This is a genomic window from Trichodesmium erythraeum IMS101 (assembly GCF_000014265.1).
GTDB lineage: Bacteria > Cyanobacteriota > Cyanobacteriia > Cyanobacteriales > Microcoleaceae > Trichodesmium > Trichodesmium erythraeum.
The window spans coordinates 5,083,468-5,104,563 of the sequence record NC_008312.1 but is presented as its reverse complement, the minus strand read 5'-3'; the positions used below and the strand labels follow the sequence as shown (position 1 = coordinate 5,104,563).

Genomic DNA, 21,096 nt, shown 5'->3' with positions numbered 1-21,096 from the left:
CTAGGAGTTAAGATCCAAACTATTTTGGCCCCTCCTTATTTAACCAACAAAGGGGTTCTATGAGATTATAGGGTTTCCAAGATTTCCCCTCCGATTTCCGTAAAGTCGAAGCTCGTCCCCCACTACCCACAGCATCAACACGGTTTGGCCGTGGGTCATAACGTCCTAAAACACCGAAGGTTGATAGGGCAAAAAATCTTAAGTTCCGTTTAGGAATGTCTTTTTTGAGGGTTTTAAAAGTTTTTTTCAAATAAACACGGAATAGGTCGGTTTCAGGGTCAATACGTCCTGGCCAAATTTCTCCCCGCTCACATTTACTCATCACCACAGCTAGACGATAGTTGTAAAGACGACCGTGTTCATCCATTATTTCCACAAAGCGACTCATAAGTTTACTATAAAAATCGTCTTTGCTATTTTCCCATTCAGTAAACAGCAACAGACAACCATCAACATCAGGCATTAAACATTCGTTGATAAACTCTTCGTGAATACTATCTGTTTGACTGGCATAGAGGATATTCTCAAATATTTCACCAGGATAGTCCCGAACATTTAGTATAATGATATTTTTAGGTTTAAAAAGTCCCCTTTTTACTTCAATTTTAAAAGAGTAGTAGTTAAGGTCATTTACGCTCTGAACATAGGTACCAGTCGCATCAAAGGATAATCCCGTCAAAATAGTATCTTCCGCTTGCTGCTTTAGCTCGCGAGACTCATCGTTTAGAGGTGAAACTATATATTTACTACAAGAACCTCCATAATCAGAATAATAGCTCAGTCCAGCGAGATAGGTAGTTTTTCCTGAGTTCTTGGGTCCGATGATACAAATATTTCCCATAAATTTTTACTTAAAATTAAATGTCACTTTTAAGATAAATTCCTAGATAAATCCAGGGTAGCTCAAGAAGCTCACGGTTATAAATGCTAGTAATAAAACACCTCACACTTAAACCAGAAGTGTATTTATTAAGTTGAGCAATATGGGAGCGAATAGGACGGAAAAAGCGCTTGAAGATATAGTCATTGCGTTCATTCCAGTTCATACGGGAGCTGTGGGGATGAAAGGCCAATTTTTCTGCTTCCTGTTTCAGGTCAATACCTTGGAGTAAGTCCACTTTATTCAGACATAAAGCAATATGTTTGACATTTGGACACTCATAACGGAAAAAATCTACCCAGCTATCAAACCGTCGTACCCACTGCTGTTGAGTAATAAATTCATCAGGGTTGGTTCCCCCATCTTGACGGATAATTTCCCGATAGGGAGGGACAACTAGAATAACTCCTTGGCTACTATGAGCAGTTTCTACAAAACTGGCCCATTTGTCCGGGTTATTTTTTTGCCAACTTCCTCGCCATATTTCTCCAGGAGTATCGACCCAGTCGGTATATATTGTTTTGCGCCTAGTGGAAAGGAAAACTTCTATTTCTAGGGTCCGGTCATAGGTAGCTTCCCTGCCATCCGTAGCACGGGTTCTCCCCTCTACATCGTCCCACAGTAAAGCCTTTAGTTCGTTGTAGGGGGGGGAAATAACTTTGACAAAATTATTACTACTAGGGTTAGCTAGTTCAAGAGCAAGAGAAGTTTTACCTGTTTCGCGATCGCCAATATATATAATACCCATAGTTACAAATAGGAAAATAGGGACGTAAAAATATAGGGAGACTTTTAGGAAAAAATAGCTTAAAAATCACATCAAAAGCTATCCTAATAATCTTTACTTCTCTTTATTTGTCAAGTTTTATGTTAATAAAGATAATTGAGCAAGCATAACTTAAAAAGAGGAAGAGCTCACAAAAAGTCCCTCTTTTTCAAGGAGATAATGGGGTATCCTAGAAAATCAAACAGAAAGTCCCCCTTTTTCAGAGAGATAATAGAGGCTCGTAAATGTACCTCTTCTTTATGAAAAAAAACTATAAATAGCCAATAATGTATAAAAACCAAGCAACAGACATAACAATAGAAACTGAAAAAAATTGTTTTGAAATAATAGGTGAAATGCCCATATAAACCAGAAGTATCCAACATCATAGAGCATCTATTCAGTTACAATAAAATTTGTGAATTTTATTTAAAAAGCAACATAATAATTTAACCAATAAAAAACTAAAAATAGAGTATATAAAATTAAAATCATGAGAGAATATTATTCAATTAGTAAATTAATCCATACAGATTTTATGGTTATTTATGAAATAAACTTAGCCGTAAACCTTGGTAAAAATTAGATAAATTGCACATTTTTTACTATTTCATTAGTAGTCTTGCTAGCTCTTTCTAGGGAGACAGGATAAAAACAGAATATGCTGATATTGCAGTAATTTTATGGCTATAAAAATACAACAATTAATAGCAGTTTTATTAACAAAAAAATATGTAACTTAAGATTCTATAGAAGATGCTGTTAAGAGTCATAATAATATTTTTTCTTATTCATAAAAATCAGTAATTAAAGCTGAAATATATCCTATTAAATAATCGAATTATTTTGAATTATTAGCAATGTATTGCCGGAAAATCATACAATTATTTGTCGGAAATAAACTTATTTATATTATTTTTCCAGAAAATATTATTTTACAGAAATTAAGATGATACAAAATATCAGATAACTTATCAAAAACAATGACGTTATCTATTAGGAATTTTAAAAGCTAGATCAAAAATATTAGATTTTGACTATTTGAAATTGTGGAGCGATCGCTTACAATTAACTTCAGAATTAGAAAAAGCATTTAATGAAACAAACTTGAAAAAAGAAAGTACACAGTAAGTTGGGTTTAGTAACCGAAACCCAACAAAAATACAGCCCTACCCACAAGTCAAAAGTCAAAAGTAATCTCTGATAAATTTTTAGTACAGAAATGCCGCGCAAAAACCGTTTAACAGCCTCCTAACCTAAACCCATAGTTATAAAACCAATGTTTAGCTTTACTGCGTTATATCCAACCTACTTTTTACCGATAACTAATAACTAATAACTGAAATGAAAGTATATATCATTGGAGCCGGACCCGGAAATAAAGAATATTTAACCCTCAAAGCACATGCCCTAATTACTCAAGGGGAAGTATTAATTTATGATGCCTTAATTGATGACTCTATTTTAGAACTAGCACCAGAAAATTGTTTAAAAATAGAGATGGGTAAACGTGGCGGTAAACCCAGTATATCTCAGTCAGAAATTAATAGCTTATTAATAGAAAAATATAATTTAGGCAAACAAGTAATTAGACTAAAAGGAGGAGACCCCTTTATTTTTGGTCGTGCTACTCCAGAAATTCAAGCATTAATTAAAGCAGGTTGTGAATTTGAAATAGTACCAGGAATTTCCTCTACATTAGCTGCACCTTTACTAGCAAATATTCCTTTAACAGATACAGTAATGAGTAGAGCTTTTGTCATCTTAACTGCTCATGACATAAAAGTATTAGACTGGGAAACAATATCTAAAATTGAAACTTTAGTAATTTTAATGGGGGCAAAAAATTTAGGTGAAATTGTACATCAGTTATTAAAACACCAAAGAAAACCTCAAACTCCTGTAGCTATTATCAAAAATTGTGCAACTCCTAAACAACAAATTTGGATTAGTAATTTGAGCAATATTGCTAAACAAACTTATGCTGAATATTTATCCCCTTGTGTGATAATAGTAGGAGAAGTAGTCAGATTAAGAGATTATTTACAATATCCAAATAACATGGTTAGAGAAAAGTCAGAAGCCAAAACAGAGATAGCACCTTTAGCAAATAAAACTATTTTAGTAACTCGTTCAGCAGGTCAGTCAAGTAAGTTTAGCGAACTTCTCAAAAAACAAGGAGCAAAAGTAATTGAAATGCCAGCTTTAGTTATTACTCCCCCTTCAAGTTGGCATGATTTAGACCTAGGTATTACTAATATAAATAGTTTTGATTGGTTAATTCTTACTTCTACAAATGGAGTAGACTATTTCTTTGAAAGATTAGCAGAGAAAGGTAAAGATAGTCGTGCTTTAGCTGGAGTAAAAATAGCAGTAGTTGGTAAAAAAACTGCAGAAAGTTTGAAGACTTGTGGTTTAGTACCAGATTTTATTCCACCTAACTTTGTTGCTGATTCTTTAGTAGCGAATTTTCCCGAAAAATTGAGTGGGAAAAAGATTTTATTTCCCAGAGTAGAAACTGGTGGTCGAGAAGTATTAGTTAAGGAATTAAATAGTCAAGGTGCAGAGGTAATAGAAGTAGCTGCTTATGAGTCTAGTTGCCCAGAAAATATTTTACCCGAAGCTTTGTTAGCCCTACAGAATTATCACATAGATGTTATTACTTTTGCTAGTTCTAAAACTGTCAAAAACTTTTGTTATTTAATTGGGGAAAATAAGGATAAATTACCCGAAGATTTATTAGAAAATATTTGTATTGCTTCTATCGGACCTCAAACTTCTCAAAGTTGTCATAGTCTATTAGGTAGAGTAGATGTGGAAGCTCAAGAATATACTTTGGATGGATTGACTAAAGCTATTATTGAGTGGGTAAGAGTAGCTTAAAGATTAAAAGTCAAAGTTCAAAATTTCAAAGTAAGATAAATATAGTAATTCCCATACTATTGAGCTACAAAATTATTTGGTGGCGCCCGAATAGTTAATAGTTAGAAAATTATTATAAAATTACTACTCAGTATTAATTCTAAAAATAGGGAATAAAAAGAATAAAAATAACTTGATATTATTAACTTTAAAAACACTGTAGCTATAATTTATATTCCCTAATCTTGTTTGTTTTTTATGTCTGTATAGGATTTTAAGTAACCTAAAAGTATCCAAGTCAATGTACATCCCAATGCATAGTATAAAAAATCCCACCATACAAAGGTATTTCCTAATAACAACCTACCAATTAAAGTAGCTCTAATAGCTTGTAAAAAAGGTGGTTTCCATAATTGGATAAATTCTAGAAATGAGGTACTAATAAAAACAAAAAAAATAACCCTAACAGTAGAAATTTGAGGCCGAATAAAAATTACTAATAAAATCCAGAATGCCTCATAAAAAATCGAACTAAAAGAATTGTTCAGCCATTCCGAAAAGGTTCCTTCATAGAACTTAGTTAACAAACCTAAAATTACAGTAAAAACTAAACATATTAAAATAATCTTTCTGTATTTTTTCATATTAACTTAAGAAAGCTAGTCTTGAAAGCAAGATGAGATTAGGGAAGTAAAAAAATATCAAATAATTTCCTGAAATTACTAATAGCATCAAAGTTTTGAATTTTTCCAAACTTATAGTAACCAAGATATCAGTTAGGATATCGTATCTTGATTAAAAGGCAACAGGAAAAAAGCAACTGGCAATAATAAATATTCCTAACAGTTGTGGCAACTCCTATAATGTATTAATGTATGAATTTTGAGGTGTATGAAACGATTTTACTTAACTCTAAAACTGCTGTAATTATAATTTCTGGAACTCCTGCAATACTAACTCCTAACTCCTTATTTCTGACTCTTAAAACTCACTGAGTAAACTTTTCAGTAAACCCTAATTATATGGTGTAGGTAGACAAGAATTAGTAAATAACCATCTATAATAACCTCGCTGATAGGCATCAATATAAATTAACTGTTGTCTTAATTTTGTTAAACCTAAGTTATCCATTCCCACTCCTGGAAATTTATTTAATCTAGCTTTTGCTCTCAAACAACCATCTTTAAACCCTATAGCTTGTAAATACATTTCACTTTTATTCATAGTAATATACTTACTTAGGTCAGTTTCAAACTGTAAATAACCACGTAGATAAGCATCAGCATAAATTTTATGCTCTATTATTTCCATTATATTTCGTTTCTGAATTCCTCCTTCTATGAATTCATCTAAACCAGATTTAGACCTTTGATAACCATCCAAAAAACCTTGAATTTCAAGTTTATTTATGATTTCTTTAGAGATAATATTATTCCTAAGTTCCCCAGAAAAAAGAGGCTTTTCAATAGCTATTATAAAACTTATATACAGAAAGATTTTTCCGAAAAAAATGAAAAGAATAGTCAAACTTTTTTTTCTTTTTTTTCCTATGTTACAGAATCTTAAAATCCTTTTTGAATAAAGTAAAAGCAGCAGATAAATACTATTCATATAAGCCGAGAAATATTTTTCTTAGTTTTAATCATAAAACTAATTTTTATGTTTAAAACTTGTTGCCATCATTTATAATATTGATAAAATGATAATTTCAAAGCTACCAATATTAACATTACATCAAGTTCTTTTAATTATCATAACAAAAACCCTATCGTATATGTTCTAGGGAGGTCTACCCCCTCTAGGGGTTTGATTCCTACACCCCGAATACCTACTTTTGTACCCCTACTAAAAATTACTTATTTAAATATCTGAAAAAGATTTTGATTTTCTGGTTAAAACTAAATCCAAAATTGCTTGAGCTGCGCGATTACAAACTCCTTCTTCTCCCAAAGATTGACGCATTTCTTGATAATCATTTAATGTCTGAGCACGGCGTTGAGAATTTAATAAAAGTTCCAAAGCTTCAGAAACAATATTTTCAGGATTAGCATTTTCTTGAAATAATTCCGGTACAATAGACTTCATTTGTACTAGATTAGGTGGAGAAATAAATGGAATAGAAAACCTCAGAATATTTCTAGCAATCCAAGCAGTTATAGGATTAACTTTATATATTACTACTTGAGGTATATTTAGCAAAGCTATTTCTAAATTTACAGTACCAGATTTAGCGATCGCCAAGTCAGCTGCAGCCAGAATTTCTAAATTGTTCCTTTCTTGTATTTCGTCACTATTTTGTGGAAAAGATGGATAAACTGTTGCCTGCAGTTGATACTTATTAATTCCCTCCGTGATAGCATCACGATAAATCTCTAAAGATAGAGGAATCAGAAAATGAGCCTGGGGTAATTTTTTCTGAATTATTTGAGCTGCCTGAAAAATTACAGGCATTAAATATTTCACTTCTTGTTGCCGAGATGCAGGCAATAAAGCGATCGCCAATGTATCAGGAGCTATACCCAAAGTACTACGAGCTTTTTCCCTAGTAGGAGCCATTTTAATCCTGTCAATAATTGGATGACCTACCCAAGTAACATCAGCTCCCTGTTGGCGAAAATAACTTGCCTCCTCTGGAAAAATAGCTAAAAGTTTATCCGCAAAACTCACTATTTTAGCTGTTTTATCCTTTCCCAGAGACCAAACCCATTCTTGAGGAGCAATGTACCAAATAATCGGCAAATTTGGCCAGGTTTTGCGAATATAACTACCAATACTGAGATTAGGCCCCATGTAGTCAATTAAAACAACTATATTAGGAGACTGCTGATGTAGATATTCCTTAGCTTTTTCTTGAATTTTCAGAGTAGGGAAAACAAAAGGTAAAGACTCAACAATTCCTACAGAACCAATTTTAGTTGTATTGCCCAACAAAGTAGTACCAGCAGTAGCCATGCGATCTCCCCCCAAAGCCACAATATCCACATTTAAACCCTGAAGTTGAGCTTGGCGGTAGAGTGCCTCAACTAACAGAGCACCTTGTAAATCTCCAGAAACTTCACCTGTACTAATAAAAATTTTGATGGGAGATGGGGGGTTAAGCATTGGCAATAAGCTCAAAATATAATAGCAGTTATTTATTTAAGTTGTGTAGAAAATATTACTCAAAAAAGGGAAAAGTACTCTCCGAGATCAGAGTTTCAGGCATTTGAAGATTTTTCAAGTCTAAATTCACCATACTTCTCAACATCAAACGAGAAATTTGCCCAGTTTTTCATAGCATTATAAAGTGCCTCAGATAAATTCACATCTTTATCTCTATATATAGTACTAATTATAATGATTCTACGTTGAATAGCTGTCTGTTGTTCAGTCGTGAGGGAACACTCTTCTCTGTATTTTCCTAATGTCAAAGTATATCTTTTTTTGACTTTGAGAGCGTCATGCTCCTGTAAAATCTGTTTCAACCATTTATCCAAATTAACAGCTCTGCTGTAGGCTCTCTCGTTTTCTGTGATTTCTTCTCCCTCACATGAAGCAGTACCAACACTAATTACTTCAGAAGTTTCTCTAAAATTAGAAATCATTTCTTCACTAGAGAGCAACGGAGAAATATCAGCAACTTCTCCTTTCAACTCAATTTGATCGTCACTTTCATACTTCCAATTATACTTGTCAGACAAAATAGCGACTTGAAACTTAGCTTGTTTTTGCTTTGTATCCACTCCTGTAACTCTACGAATAATTTGAAATTCACCAATATTGAAATCTTCTCTTACAATTATCTGAAGCTCAATTGGCAATATGCTAAACTTGATTACTCCACAATGTTTCTTGTCCTTTAAATCTTCCTCAAAAAACAGCTTTTTTGACACTAGACTTAAAATTTCCTTCCTTCCACGTTGTCGAAGTTTAGGTTCATGCTCTTGAAGTCTAGCAATAATTATGTTCTCTTTTTCTTGTTGTATTTTTTCCAAAGAAGCATTCATATCTGAAGCACAGTATTGCTTTTGAAATTCTATAGGTTTAAACATCTTATCTTCAGGCTTTTGACTGACCTTGAAAGATATGCAAGACTCACCAAAATTGCTGTTGTTCTCATATTCTTTTTTTTCTAGAACTATATATTCTTTGAGAACATTAAGCATCATATCTTCTTGTTTAAGACTGTAATTAGACCTACCCATACTATCTATAAATTGATTTTTGAATAACTTTTTAGCTATATCTTTCTTGGCTTCCGAAAGTAAAACCTCTTTAAATTGGTCAATGTTATTGTATGCTGATTGATAAGAGTACTTGCAATAACGACTCTTATCGTCTTTCTCATCCTTAAAGAAATATTGTAGAAGTGGAAAACGTATACTAACCAAAATTGTGGCTAATAGACATATCGGAACCCAAAATTTAAGCTTCACTTTATTTGATACAAGAAACTCAGTAACTTTAAATTTTCTAGACTCATAGCCCGAAAGATAAAGACCTGTACAGAGAATATTACAAAAGCAGAGAAAACTAAAACTTTCGGGTAAGCCTAAAAAAATTGCAGAATGCTTTGATTTTCAATCATAAAGATAGAAATAAACTTCTCTGTCTGTGAATTTATACTTAAGCTTTCTGCTTAAACAGGATTTACCTAAAAACACTATCCATTCATTCAATAACTCATCCGGTTTTTCCTCATTGGAGATTAGTCCATAATTACCACCGTTTTTTTTGACATATTCTGACTAAATTCACCCCAATAATTTATGACAAATTCTATGACCTGACTATTTCGTCACATAATTCATTTTATGACAAAATAGTCCTCAAATATTTACTTAACCTTTGCCCATTGTGTCCAAACCTATTCCCAAGAAGCCCTAAGATTTGAACCACAAATCAAATAGGATTGCTATATATTAATTATTAAACCCTTCTAACCTTGATCCCTTCGACCTTTTTCCCGGCATCGGTCCACGACGTTCAGACCCCAGAGACATACTTAAAAACTGATGTAATTCTTGAGCATACTTATTTTCTGAGAGTAATTGTAATTCATTTAAAGCTTCACTAAAAAGTTTATCTTCACGATAGAAAATCCGAAAAGCCTTTTTCAAAATTGCTAAATCTGCACTGGTCACACCAGCACGCTTTAATCCAACTAAATTAAGCGATCGCACCAAACAAGGATTCCCTTCCACCAACATAAAAGGTGGGACATCTCTAACTACCTTGCCCATGCCACCCACCATTGCCATTTTGCCAACATGAACAAACTGATGGATACCCAAAACCCCACCAATTACAGCCTTAGACTCAATTTTGACATGACCTGCTAAAGATACAGCATTAGCTATCACCACAGAATCTTCAACAATACAATTGTGCGCCACATGAACATAAGCCATCAGCAAATTGCCATTACCAATTATAGTACTCTCACCAGCATAAGTAGCACGGTTAACAGTAACGAATTCCCTAATTTGGTTATTGTCCCCAATTTTAACTCTACTAGGAGCGCCCGCATATTTTAAATCTTGTGGTTCTAGACCAATAGCTGCCCCAGGAAAAATTCGATTACCAGAGCCAATTTCTGTTGGCCCTTCAATCACAACATTAGCGCCAATAGTAGTCCCTGCCCCTACCTTAACCTTTTCTCCTATTACAGCATAAGGACCCACCTGTACAGTGGGATGTAGTTCGGCACTTTCAGCTATAACGGCTGTTGAGTGAATTAGAGTAGGCATATTTTAATCCATCATTGAAAACATCAAGTCCCCTTCTGCAGCTTTTTGACCATCCACTTCTGCAACACCTCGCATTTTGGCAAACTTATTACTTTTAAAGGAGAGTAATTCTGTTGTTAATATTAGCTGGTCTCCTGGTAATACTGGACGGCGGAATTTTACCTTATCCATAGCTGCAAATACAAATAATCCTTCTTTAATATTGGGCATTTGAGCAGATATTATACCTCCGACTTGAGCCAATGCTTCTATGATTAATACCCCTGGCATAATTGGTCTTCCGGGAAAATGTCCTTGAAAATGGGGTTCATTAAAGGTCACATTTTTAATACCAACTGCTTTTTCTCCTGGTACATATTCTATGATCCGGTCTACTAAAGCAAAGGGGTATCGGTGTGGTAATATTTTGTGAATCTCTTCAATAGTCAGAATATTTGCTCCAGTAGTTGGAGCCTCTTGATTTTTTTGAGTCTGAGAATTTTCTTTAGTATCTATCGAATTACTTGTAGTTTCTTTAGAAGTTGACATTTGTATAGTTATTGATTGGAGGCTTTTATCTTACCATGAGTAAAAAGTAATCATAACATTAATTTTTAGAAGACTTACGAACATAAAAGTTTTAAAAACTATCCAAACTAAGACGTTATAGTTTTGATTAATTATAGCTATCCTCATTGATTTTGTAATATATTATTATACTTAGGTTTGGTTTGCAAACCCCCATGGTTTTTTTCACAAATTATTTTTTGATTGCTACATATCAATCTTGATACTCTTCTAAGATTAAAGTAATTTTGTGCAATTAGTTTAACTCTAAAATTTTTTGAGCTAACTGGATATGCAACTTATGACTAGCTTTGTAAGCAAAATAATGAGCCTGAGGAAAACTTCCCAGTAAACTCAAATCTCCAATTAAATCTAAAATTTTATGACGCACTGGTTCATTTGTAAATCTTAAGGGTGGATTTAACCATCCAGTTTCACTACAAACTAGAGCATTATCTAAACTACCACCTTTGATCAAACCAGCTTCTCGCAATTGGTCAATCTGATATGATAAACCAAATGTCCGAGCCGGGGCAATAGAATCAGTGAAACTTTCTGTTTGTGGAGACCAACTATACCATTGATTACCGATCGCTGGTAAATCAAAATCTATCCCATAAGTAAAGCGAGTTTCAAGACTCGGTAAAGCAGCAACAAAACTATCCCCCTGATATATCCAGACTGGTTGAGAAATCACAGGTAGTTTATGGGCTTTGAGTTGTTGGAGGTGAGTATTATTAATTTCTATAGTTTCATCTCTCCATTTCCCAACCTCCTCATCTACCCCCTTTGCTTTTACTAATCCTATAGAAGCGATCGCCTCTGTCCAGACTTTAGCTGAACCATCTAACAAGGGAATTTCAGGGCTATCAATTTCTATTCGAGCATTATCTATACCCATTCCTGCCAAAGCAGCTAATAGATGTTCTACAGTACGGATACGAATATCTCTAGTACCTAGTTCTGTAGAGAGAGTAGTAGAAATAACAGAAGAAACTATAGCTGGAATTACTGGATAATTAGGTAAGTCAATTCTAACAAAATATCTGCCTGTATTTTGAGGAGCAGACATAATTTTAACATGAGATTTTATACCACTATGTAAACCCACTCCCGACCGCGAAAATTCCCCTCCTAAAGTATATTGATAATTCATATTCATCTGTAATATTTTTTTTATGCTCTATAGGTAAGTATCCTAAATTATTTATAAATCTAAATTATCCCAAACTGATGTGATATTCTTCGATTTTTTGTAAATTTTTAGTTATTAATTATTCGCAATTGCCACTTGATACATGTTAGAAACTTTTTTGATATTAAAGCAATTAGAAGATTTTAAAAATTCTATAAATCTACCACTTAATTTTAACTGTTTTAGGATTGTAGTGATAGAAGAATTATATTGTTTTTGAAATTCTGTACCAACATTAGAAATGAGAATATAGCCATAAGGCTCATGAACAGTTAAAACTTTAATAATATTCACCAGGGCTTTTTCCAATTGTTCTGGAGATCTAATTATCTGTGAATTTACAGTATTTATGTTTTGAGCAGCGATCGCCACTTGATATTCTTTAGATTTGGTTTTTTTTTTCACTCTAAATCTTGGAGAAAATTTGAAAAAATTATCCAGATCACTATTAATTTTTAAGTTCTCTAATATCTGTTTTATATCCTCGCCAAATATTGCCATAAATTTTTCATTGACCAACTTCATATCTACAAAAACTTGATTTTTATTTACTGGAATATTAGAGATAATTTTGATCAATTCTTCCTCAAACTCTGCTCGAGAATTAATCTCAGGTAAATCAACTGTATTTGACTGAATAGTTGACTTTTTTTCAACCAATTCTGTCGTTAAACTTTTAGTTTCTCCAATCTCCAGTTCTTCATAAAAAACCTCGGATAAACTTTGTTTAGATTGTCTATCTAGAGAAATTTCACATCGCTTTTCTAATAAACTAGCAATAATAGATAATTCAGATTTGCGCTGACTAATCGACTCATTTGCCAATTGCAACAACCCCTGAATTTTATCCACAAAATCTTCAAATTGTGGAATTTCTGTTGTCATTTTTAAGGAATAATGCCTCACCTCCAAAGTATTCCGATTTTCTATACTTAGAATATTATCTGGCTTTCTTTTCACCCGATAAACAACCAAACCTTGATTTTGTAAACTATTACAAAGGTGAGTCAATAACCAATCCGAAGAACAAACAAAAACAGCTTTAGCATCAGAATATTGCCTACCAATAGCTGCCCCCATAGACATCATTTGAGCATCAGCACTATTCTTACCTTCAGGAACATGAATAAGTTGATATCCACGGTTAAAAAGTTCTCCATCACATTTGCTCAAAGCAGAACTTTTCCAATTACCAAAAGCAATCTTAACTTGTAAAGAATATTCAGAAATATTCGCTAAAAATTGCTCCGTATTAACATCAATTTTTAAATTTTCAACATCTAATAATAAAATTGCCATTCCCGATTTTGGAGCTTCAGCTAAGGCTTTAGACTCAGATGGATTAACAGAAATTTTCTGCTCTATATTTGACGTAGGTGACTGTACCATAAACTGCCGACCACAATCTTTGCAGCGATAACGTTGACGATTATTGGGACGACCATTTTTGCGTAAAGATGTAGAACCACAAGTGGGACATTTCATAAAAAAGAAGGAAAAAGCAAAAAAAGAAAAACTAGATTTGCGGTATGTACTAGGTCTGGAAACAATTTTTCTCTCCATAACCAAAATATTTTGGTCATTATATTTAATCTAAACCCTCTCACCCAAAATTCTATAAATTCATAGTGTAAGATAATATTTAACCAAAATAATTATGGCCCGTGATTTAAGAGGATTCCTAAAAATTTTAGAAGACCGAGGACAACTATGCTGAATTAAAGCCTTAGTTGACCCTGACCTAGAAATAGCAGAAATTTGTAACCAGATGCTACAAAATGGTGGCCCTGCTCTTCTATTTGAAAATGTTAAAGGGTCTGAGCACTCCATAGCAATAAATCTTTTAGGGACCGAAGAACGAGTCTGCTGGGCAATGAATATCGAAAAACCCCAGGAGTTGGAAACCTTGGGTAAAAAACTGGGAATGCTGCAACAACCTAAACCACCAAAAAAGATTTCTCAAGCAGTAGAATTTGGTAAAGTTCTATTTGATGTAGTCAAAGCAAAACCAGGGCGCGACTTTTTCCCTCCTTGTCAACAAGTAGTTATTCAAGGAGATGCCCTTGACTTAAACAAAATTCCCATAATTCGCCCCTATCCAGGAGATGCAGGTAAAATTATTACTCTTGGTTTGGTAATTCAAAAGACTGTGAAACAGGTACTCCTAATGTGGGAGTTTATCGGCTGCAGTTACAGTCTCGTAATACTATGAGTATGCATTGGTTATCAGTCCGTGGTAGAGCGCGACATTTGAGGGAGGCAGCAGAAAATGGGAAAGAGTTGGAAATTGCCATGGCCCTGGAAGTAGACCCATTAATTATTATGGCTGGTGCTACTCCAATTCCGGTAGATTTATCTGAATGGTTATTTGCCGGACTTTATGGTGGTTCAGGTGTGCAGTTAAACAAATGTAAAACTCTAGACTTGGAAGTACCTGTAGATTCAGAATTTGTTCTAGAAGGTACTATTACTCCTGGGGAAGTATTGCCGGATGGCCCCTTGGGCGAGCATATGGGTTATTATTGTCGGATGGAAGATTCTCCAATGATTAGATTTCACTGTATAACTCATCGGAAAGACCCAGTTTATCTAACGACTTTTAGTGGCAGACCTCCTTCATAAGAGGCAATTATAGCGATCGCTCCGGATCTATACTCCTATCCTGAGGCAGCAAGTTTCAGAAATTGTAGATTTTTTCCTATCAATGGAAGCCCTCAGTTACAAAGCTACAGTCCTCTCTACCAAGAAAGCATATCCAGCTCAGGCAAGGCGAGCTGCTTTAGCTTTTTGGAGTGCTTTGCCACAGTTTACTTATACACAATTTGTTATTGTAGTAGATGAAAAGATCAATATTCGCGACCCGCGTCAAGTAGTCTGGGCAACTAGCTCTAAGGTTGATCCTTCTAGAGATGTGTTTATTTTGCCGAATACACCTTTCCATAGTTTAGATGTTGCCAGTGAGAAAATTGGCTTGGGTTGTCGGATGGGAATAGATGCGACCACAAAAATTCCCCCCGAGACTTACCATGAGTGGGGTGCCGCTTTGGAGTCTGACCCAAATATATCGGCAATGGTGGATAAACGTTGGGAAGAATATGGGTTTGAGAATTTGCAGTTAGGGCAGGTTGACCCCAATTTGTTTGGGTATGATTTTCGGTAATTTTATTTAAAACACAGTGGTATGACACTGGTTTGGAAGTTGATGAGGTAAAAAGTTTGATCAGTTTTGGAGTTAACGCAATAGAGATTAGTATTAAACTTTACTTCACTATCCTTTAAATTTTTCTCAAAAATTATCCTTTTTTATATTCACCTTTATCTTTTATAAAAAGGATAGTCTAATTAATTTAGAGAAGAGGCTATTACTATTAAGAAATTTTCCCATTCCTCAAGTCTAGCCCATGCTGCGAATTTAACTTCTGAATTTTGATTTTAGCTATAGGTTTCTATGAATGTATAGACTAATCTGATTTTGTCTAATTTGGCTAAACTAATATGTCTACAAACAAGGTTCAATCTAATTTATATAGAGAAAAGCGAGAATGGTTAACAGTTATTTTTCAAATGCAATATTCTGTTATTCCCTCAATTATTTTCAGAGTGATATTCTGCGGATTATTTGGTTTTATTATTTCTATACTTTACTACCTCAATTTTCCTGTTACCTTGCCAATTAAAAATAGTATTGTTCCTAGTTTAGTATTAGGTTTACTATTAGTTTTTCGAACAAATACAGCTTATGAAAGATTCTGGCAAGGACGACAGTTATGGGGAAATATTGTTAACATAGTTCGTAATTTTGCACGGCAAATTTGGGTAACAGTTGAAGAAAACAATCAGGCAGATAGAGAGGAAAAAGAGGAAATAATTCGATTATTAGTAGCTTTTGCTATAGCTAGTAAATTACATTTGCGCTGTCAAAAAATCAATTTAGAATTACAGGGATATATGCCTAAAAAGTGGTATGAAAAAATAAAAAAAATGAATCATCCTCCCATTCATATTGCTTTTTTAATAGGTGATTATCTTCAGAATCAATATAAACGTGGTTGTGTTAATCCATATCAACTTACTGCACTGTTTCAGCTATTAGATAAAATGGTTGAAGCCTTAACAAGTTGTGAGGGAATTTTAAAGACACCTATTCCTTTAGCTTACTCAATTCATTTGAGACAATTATTGTTAATTTACTGTCTATTATTACCGTTTCAAATAGTCAATCAATTTTATTTTTGGACTGGCTTGGTAGTTGCTATAATCAGTTTTACTGTATTGGGAATTGAAGAAATTGCCTTAGAAATAGAAAATCCTTTTGGCTATGATCCTAATGATTTACCCTTGGATTCTATTTGCACTACAATGCACCATAATATTGAAGACTTAATTACCTTAACACCTTGCGTTAGATATTGGAAGAGTAAACCGGTTAACTATGAAAAGCATCCTTTTTAATTTAACTTCTATGTCAGTAATCTCAGATTTAAATTTGTATGAAATTATCTATAATTTAAATTCCCGTATTTTAGTATTAAAGATAGTATAACTATTGTCTGTATAAAAACTCATATTAAATTTTATATACGCAAAATAATCAAATAAGTCTAACTTTAGGTACATTATTGACTAACACATGAATTTTTCTTATATCAAATTCTGCTATGGGATTAATCTATAGGAAAAGAATATATTATAATAGTGTAGCAATTTTATTTGAGTTACGTAAAAGACCTGGTGCTTTCAGCTAAAAAGCATTCAGACAATAAGCAACAGGTAATACAATTGGTTTGGATTTTTACTATTAGTTAAATAACCAAATCTTGTTTTACATCTCATTTGAAAATGCTTAAAGATTGAAGATTTTAGAGATAATATAATATACTAAAGACAATGGAAAATACTAAAACTAACATAGAAGATAATGATATTATAGCTATTTATGAGCGGGCTATCGCGAATTATCAATTAGCAAATTATCAGGATGCAATTGCTGATTATAGTAGAGTAATAGAAATAAAATCCAGTAATGCTGAACTCTACTACAGTCGAGGGGTGGCCAAGCATCAAATGGAAGATTATCAGGGTGCAATTTCTGACTACACTGAAGCAATTAAAATTGACCCTAATAACAGCAGTGTCTACAATAATCGTGGTATAGCTCTTTCTCAAATAGGTCGTTATCAGGACGCACTCACTGATGTAACTGAAGCACTTCGACTGAACCCTAATGATGCTGATAGCTATTACAATAGAGGTTTTGTATATGAGGCAACTTCAGATTATGAAAAAGCTATTGCAGATTACACACAAGCTCTAACAATTAATCCTAGTTATAACTTAGCCAATAAAAGGCGAGAGTATATTACTACATTGATTAAACCTCAGTCTGAATCATCTGCCAATGAGACTTTGACACAAACACCTCAAACTAATGTGGAAGAAGAAAAACCTCCAAAAGTAGCTTTAGAGGAGAATTTAACACAAACATCTCAGACTAACATTGAGATGCAAAAATCTTCAGGAATTGAGTCTGATGTAGAGGAGGAAAAACCTTCAAAAGTAGCCTTAGAAGAGACTTTAATACAAACATCTCAGACTAATATTGAGATGGAAAAATCTCAAGAAATTGAGTCTGATGTGGAAAAGCAACAACAGTCTCCAGAAGCATTAAAAACTTCGGAAAATTCAGCTCCTAACTTTCTGAAAAGGTGGTTAAATCCTTATTTACGTAAGGGTACATCAGTAGATGAAACTTTGCCAACTACAACTCAGACTGATGTTGAAACTGAAAAATCTTCAGAAATTCAGACTGATGTTGAAACTGAAAAATCTTCAGAAATTCAGACTGATGTTGAAACCGAAAAATCTTCAGAGCTGTCAGTAGATGAAACTTTAGCAACGACAACTCAGACTGATGTTGAAACCGAAAAATCTTCAGAAACTCAGACTGATGTTGAAACCGAAAAATCTTCAGAGCTGTCAGTAGATGAAACTTTAGCAACGACAACTCAGACTGATGTTGAAACCGAAAAATCTTCAGAGGTATCAGTAGATGAAACTTTGGCAACGACAACTCAGACTGATGTTGAAACCGAAAAATCTTCAGAGGTATCAGTAGATGAAACTTTAGCAACGACAACTCAGACTGATGTTGAAACCGAAAAATCTTCAGAGGTATCAGTAGATGAAACTTTGGCAACGACAACTCAGACTAATGTTGAAACTGAAAGATCTTCAGAAACCCAGCCCCTTCTGAAAAGGCTTTTAAATCGTTATTTACGGAGAGGTATACCAGTAGATGAAACTTTGGCAACGACAACTCAGACTGATGTTGAAACCAAAAAATCTCAAGAGGTATCAGTAGATGAAACTTTAGCAACGACAACTCAGACTGATGTTGAAGCTGAAAAATCTCCAGAAATTCAGGCTGATGTTGATTCACAGACATCTTCAGAAGTATCAGTAGATGAAAATTTAAAAACTCAAACCCAGACTGATGTTGAAGCTGAAAAATCTCCAGAAATTCAGGCTGATGTTGATTCACAGACATCTTCAGAGGTACCAGTAGATGAAAATTTAAAAACTCAAACCCAGACTGATGTTGAATCTGAAAAATCTCCAGAAATTCAGGCTGATGTTGATTCACAGACATCTTCAGAGGTACCAGTAGATGAAAATTTAGAAGCTCAAACCCAGACTGATGTTGAATCTGAAAAATCTCCAGAAATTCAGGCTGATGTTGATTCACAGACATCTTCAGAAGTATCAGTAGATGAAAATTTAGAAACTCAAACTCAGACTGATGTTGAATCTGAAAAATCTCCAGAAATTCAGGCTGATGTTGATTCACAGACATCTTCAGAGGTACCAGTAGATGAAAATTTAAAAACTCAAACCCAGACTGATGTTGAAGCTGAAAAATCTCCAGAAATTCAGGCTGATGTTGATTCACAGACATCTTCAGAAGTATCAGTAGATGAAAATTTAGAAACTCAAACCCAGACTGATGTTGAAGCTGAAAAATCTCCAGAAATTCAGGCTGATGTTGATTCACAGACATCTTCAGAAGTATCAGTAGATGAAAATTTAGAAACTCAAACCCAGACTGATGTTGAAGCTGAAAAATCTCCAGAAATTCAGGCTGATGTTGATTCACAGACATCTTCAGAAGTATCAGTAGATGAAAATTTAGAAACTCAAACCCAGACTGATGTTGAAGCTGAAAAATCTCCAGAAATTCAGGCTGATGTTGATTCACAGACATCTTCAGAGGTACCAGTAGATGAAAATTTAGAAACTCAAACCCAGACTGATGTTGAAGCTGAAAAATCTCCAGAAATTCAGGCTGATGTTGATTCACAGACATCTTCAGAGGTACCAGTAGATGAAAATTTAAAAACTCCAACCCAGACTGATGTTGAATCTGAAAAATCTCCAGAAATTCAGGCTGATGTTGATTCACAGACATCTTCAGAGGTACCAGTAGATGAAAATTTAAAAACTCCAACCCAGACTGATGTTGAATCTGAAAAATCTCCAGAAATTCAGGCTGATGTTGATTCACAGACATCTTCAGAGGTACCAGTAGATGAAAATTTAAAAACTCAAACCCAGACTGATGTTGAATCTGAAAAATCTCCAGAAATTCAGGCTGATGTTGATTCACAGACATCTTCAGAAGTATCAGTAGATGAAAATTTAGAAACTCAAACTCAGACTGATGTTGAATCTGAAAAATCTCCAGAAATTCAGGCTGATGTTGATTCACAGACATCTTCAGAGGTACCAGTAGATGAAAATTTAGCAATAAATACTCAAGGCAAAATTACTGATTTTAAGCATAGTAATGCTGACTACCAACAAGAAAAAACTTTGTCTCAAAAAGATACACAAGAGACTATCCAAAGCTTAACTGAAGAACTTCAACTACATCCAAATCAGGCTCATATATACTACCAGCGAGGGGAAATATTCTTTCAACATAAAAATTATCAGGAGGCGAAAGCTGACTTTACTGAAGCTCTCCAACTTAATCCTGATGAAGCCATCTATTTCAATAAAAGGGGCATTGCTCGTTCCTGTTTAGAAGATTATCAGGGGGGACTTGATGATTTTACTGCTGCGATTACAATTAATCCCACTAACCTTGATGCTTGTAGCAACAGAGGATATCTTTACTATAGTGTCATCAAAGATTACAAACTTGCTATTGAAGATTTTACTACAGTCATACAAGCTAATCCTAAAGATGTAGATGCTTATAATTATCGAGGTATTTGTCTTTATGAAATTCAAGAGTTTTATGGAGCAATAGCTGATTTTACTGAAGCCATTAAAATTAATCCTAAAGATGCAAATACTTATTATCATCGAGCTATTTCTAATTATAAAATAGGGGATAATCAACAGGCAATAGATGATTGTACAGAAGCAATTAAACTTGAACCTACAGATGCAAGATATTATCGTAATCGCGCTATGCTTCGTTATGACACTGAAGATAATCAGGGGGGACTAGATGACCTTCAAAAAGCTGCTGATATATATCAAAAACAAGGTCAAAATGATGATTATCAAGAAGTAATAAAAATGATGAGAAAATTAAAAAAATAATCAGTAGTTCAAAAAACTAAATTTTTGTTGGCGATCGCTAATCACTAAAAAAATGAATTATCAAGAATTATAAATTTAGATTTTACAGCAGGTTCCAAGTCTAGGAAGTACCAAATATTCATGATTAAAGTATTGTAGGCATATTTTTCTAGGATAGCTGTACCTCAAGCTTGATGAAACCTGCTGTTATATAAAATCCAGTAGCATTAGCATAATTAGATAGTTAATTAGGAGGAGCGAGGATCGAGTCATAGTAGAAATTTATTTGAGGTTGGCTGATGAACTCCCAAAGAATTGACTTCTAAAGGCTAGTGCACTTTCGTGTTTAAAAAAGGTAACTGCCCAAGTAGAGCGAGTAAAAAAACGACGTGTGGGTCATAACTTATTGTTGCGTCTGCACAATTTCCAGAGTGATGTTTTGCCTTTTTTGATGGAACTAGATATTTCCTGGATCAATACAATAATCAAGTAGAACTTAATTTACACATGATGAAGTGGAAGCAGAAAA

At 33.9% G+C, this 21,096-nt stretch carries 13 protein-coding genes and 1 pseudogene; 4 read left to right on the top strand and 10 right to left on the bottom strand.

The genetic code is table 11. The features are described 5' to 3' along the window. Positions 1 to 19 precede the first annotated feature (19 nt). Both TERY_RS15925 and TERY_RS15920 read right to left on the bottom strand, forming a co-directional pair. Positions 20 to 841, bottom strand: a complete 822-nt coding sequence (locus TERY_RS15925) for a hypothetical protein (protein WP_011612775.1) — start codon at positions 839 to 841, stop codon at positions 20 to 22. 16 nt (positions 842 to 857) lie between these two features. Then, positions 858 to 1,628: a GTPase domain-containing protein gene (locus TERY_RS15920; RefSeq protein ID WP_011612774.1), complete on the bottom strand. Its 771-nt coding sequence runs from the start codon at positions 1,626 to 1,628 to the stop codon at positions 858 to 860. A gap of 1,362 nt (positions 1,629 to 2,990) precedes the next feature. On the opposite strand from TERY_RS15920, the gene cobA reads away from it, so the two are divergent. After that, a complete protein-coding gene (gene cobA / locus TERY_RS15915; RefSeq protein ID WP_011612773.1) occupies positions 2,991 to 4,529 on the top strand; it encodes a uroporphyrinogen-III C-methyltransferase in 1,539 nt (512 codons plus the stop codon). 218 nt (positions 4,530 to 4,747) lie between these two features. Here cobA and TERY_RS15910 read toward each other — a convergent pair whose 3' ends face one another. The 8 genes from TERY_RS15910 to TERY_RS25520 all read right to left on the bottom strand — a co-directional run bounded on the left by TERY_RS15910 (position 4,748) and on the right by TERY_RS25520 (position 13,463). Further along, the gene (locus tag TERY_RS15910) at positions 4,748 to 5,152 is read right to left on the bottom strand and encodes a DUF2809 domain-containing protein (RefSeq protein ID WP_011612772.1); all 405 of its coding nucleotides are present in this window, start codon (positions 5,150 to 5,152) and stop codon (positions 4,748 to 4,750) included. 370 nt (positions 5,153 to 5,522) lie between these two features. Further along, entirely contained in the window at positions 5,523 to 6,035 is a 513-nt protein-coding gene (locus TERY_RS15905; RefSeq protein WP_155994455.1) for a hypothetical protein, read from the bottom strand. Positions 6,036 to 6,368: 333 nt separating this feature from the next. Next, complete coding sequence (lpxB, locus tag TERY_RS15900) at positions 6,369 to 7,610, bottom strand: lipid-A-disaccharide synthase (RefSeq protein ID WP_011612770.1); 1,242 nt, start codon at positions 7,608 to 7,610, stop codon at positions 6,369 to 6,371. Positions 7,611 to 7,705: 95 nt separating this feature from the next. After that, on the bottom strand, positions 7,706 to 8,923 hold the full coding sequence (locus tag TERY_RS15895; RefSeq protein WP_011612769.1) for a hypothetical protein: 1,218 nt from the start codon (positions 8,921 to 8,923) through the stop codon (positions 7,706 to 7,708). Positions 8,924 to 9,409: 486 nt separating this feature from the next. Continuing rightward, positions 9,410 to 10,237, bottom strand: a complete 828-nt coding sequence (lpxA, locus tag TERY_RS15890) for an acyl-ACP--UDP-N-acetylglucosamine O-acyltransferase (protein ID WP_011612768.1) — start codon at positions 10,235 to 10,237, stop codon at positions 9,410 to 9,412. A gap of 3 nt (positions 10,238 to 10,240) precedes the next feature. After that, positions 10,241 to 10,765, bottom strand: coding sequence for a 3-hydroxyacyl-ACP dehydratase FabZ (gene fabZ, locus TERY_RS15885; RefSeq protein ID WP_011612767.1), 525 nt, complete (start codon positions 10,763 to 10,765; stop codon positions 10,241 to 10,243). Between the two features lie 274 nt (positions 10,766 to 11,039). After that, positions 11,040 to 11,945: a UDP-3-O-acyl-N-acetylglucosamine deacetylase gene (lpxC, locus tag TERY_RS15880; RefSeq protein WP_011612766.1), complete on the bottom strand. Its 906-nt coding sequence runs from the start codon at positions 11,943 to 11,945 to the stop codon at positions 11,040 to 11,042. 108 nt (positions 11,946 to 12,053) lie between these two features. Then, positions 12,054 to 13,463 (bottom strand): IS1/IS1595 family N-terminal zinc-binding domain-containing protein, encoded by a 1,410-nt coding sequence (locus TERY_RS25520; protein WP_011612765.1) that lies wholly within the window; start codon positions 13,461 to 13,463, stop codon positions 12,054 to 12,056. A 232-nt stretch (positions 13,464 to 13,695) separates the two neighbouring features. On the opposite strand from TERY_RS25520, the pseudogene TERY_RS15870 reads away from it, so the two are divergent. From TERY_RS15870 to TERY_RS15860, 3 genes and pseudogenes are all read left to right on the top strand, one after another. Continuing rightward, positions 13,696 to 15,138, top strand: a pseudogene (locus TERY_RS15870) (UbiD family decarboxylase). A 335-nt stretch (positions 15,139 to 15,473) separates the two neighbouring features. Beyond that, positions 15,474 to 16,430, top strand: coding sequence for a bestrophin family ion channel (locus tag TERY_RS15865; RefSeq protein ID WP_011612764.1), 957 nt, complete (start codon positions 15,474 to 15,476; stop codon positions 16,428 to 16,430). Between the two features lie 435 nt (positions 16,431 to 16,865). Next, on the top strand, positions 16,866 to 20,588 hold the full coding sequence (locus tag TERY_RS15860; RefSeq protein ID WP_011612763.1) for a tetratricopeptide repeat protein: 3,723 nt from the start codon (positions 16,866 to 16,868) through the stop codon (positions 20,586 to 20,588). Positions 20,589 to 21,096: the final 508 nt, after the last annotated feature.

Coding starts and splice junctions, on each gene's coding strand:
- TERY_RS15925 (WP_011612775.1), bottom strand. CDS start 841: ATGGGAAATATTTGTATCATCGGACCCAAGAACTCAGGAAAAACTACC.
- TERY_RS15920 (WP_011612774.1), bottom strand. CDS start 1,628: ATGGGTATTATATATATTGGCGATCGCGAAACAGGTAAAACTTCTCTT.
- cobA (WP_011612773.1), top strand. CDS start 2,991: ATGAAAGTATATATCATTGGAGCCGGACCCGGAAATAAAGAATATTTA.
- TERY_RS15910 (WP_011612772.1), bottom strand. CDS start 5,152: ATGAAAAAATACAGAAAGATTATTTTAATATGTTTAGTTTTTACTGTA.
- lpxB (WP_011612770.1), bottom strand. CDS start 7,610: ATGCTTAACCCCCCATCTCCCATCAAAATTTTTATTAGTACAGGTGAA.
- lpxA (WP_011612768.1), bottom strand. CDS start 10,237: ATGCCTACTCTAATTCACTCAACAGCCGTTATAGCTGAAAGTGCCGAA.
- fabZ (WP_011612767.1), bottom strand. CDS start 10,765: ATGTCAACTTCTAAAGAAACTACAAGTAATTCGATAGATACTAAAGAA.
- lpxC (WP_011612766.1), bottom strand. CDS start 11,945: ATGAATATGAATTATCAATATACTTTAGGAGGGGAATTTTCGCGGTCG.
- TERY_RS25520 (WP_011612765.1), bottom strand. CDS start 13,463: ATGAAATGTCCCACTTGTGGTTCTACATCTTTACGCAAAAATGGTCGT.
- TERY_RS15865 (WP_011612764.1), top strand. CDS start 15,474: ATGTCTACAAACAAGGTTCAATCTAATTTATATAGAGAAAAGCGAGAA.
- TERY_RS15860 (WP_011612763.1), top strand. CDS start 16,866: ATGGAAAATACTAAAACTAACATAGAAGATAATGATATTATAGCTATT.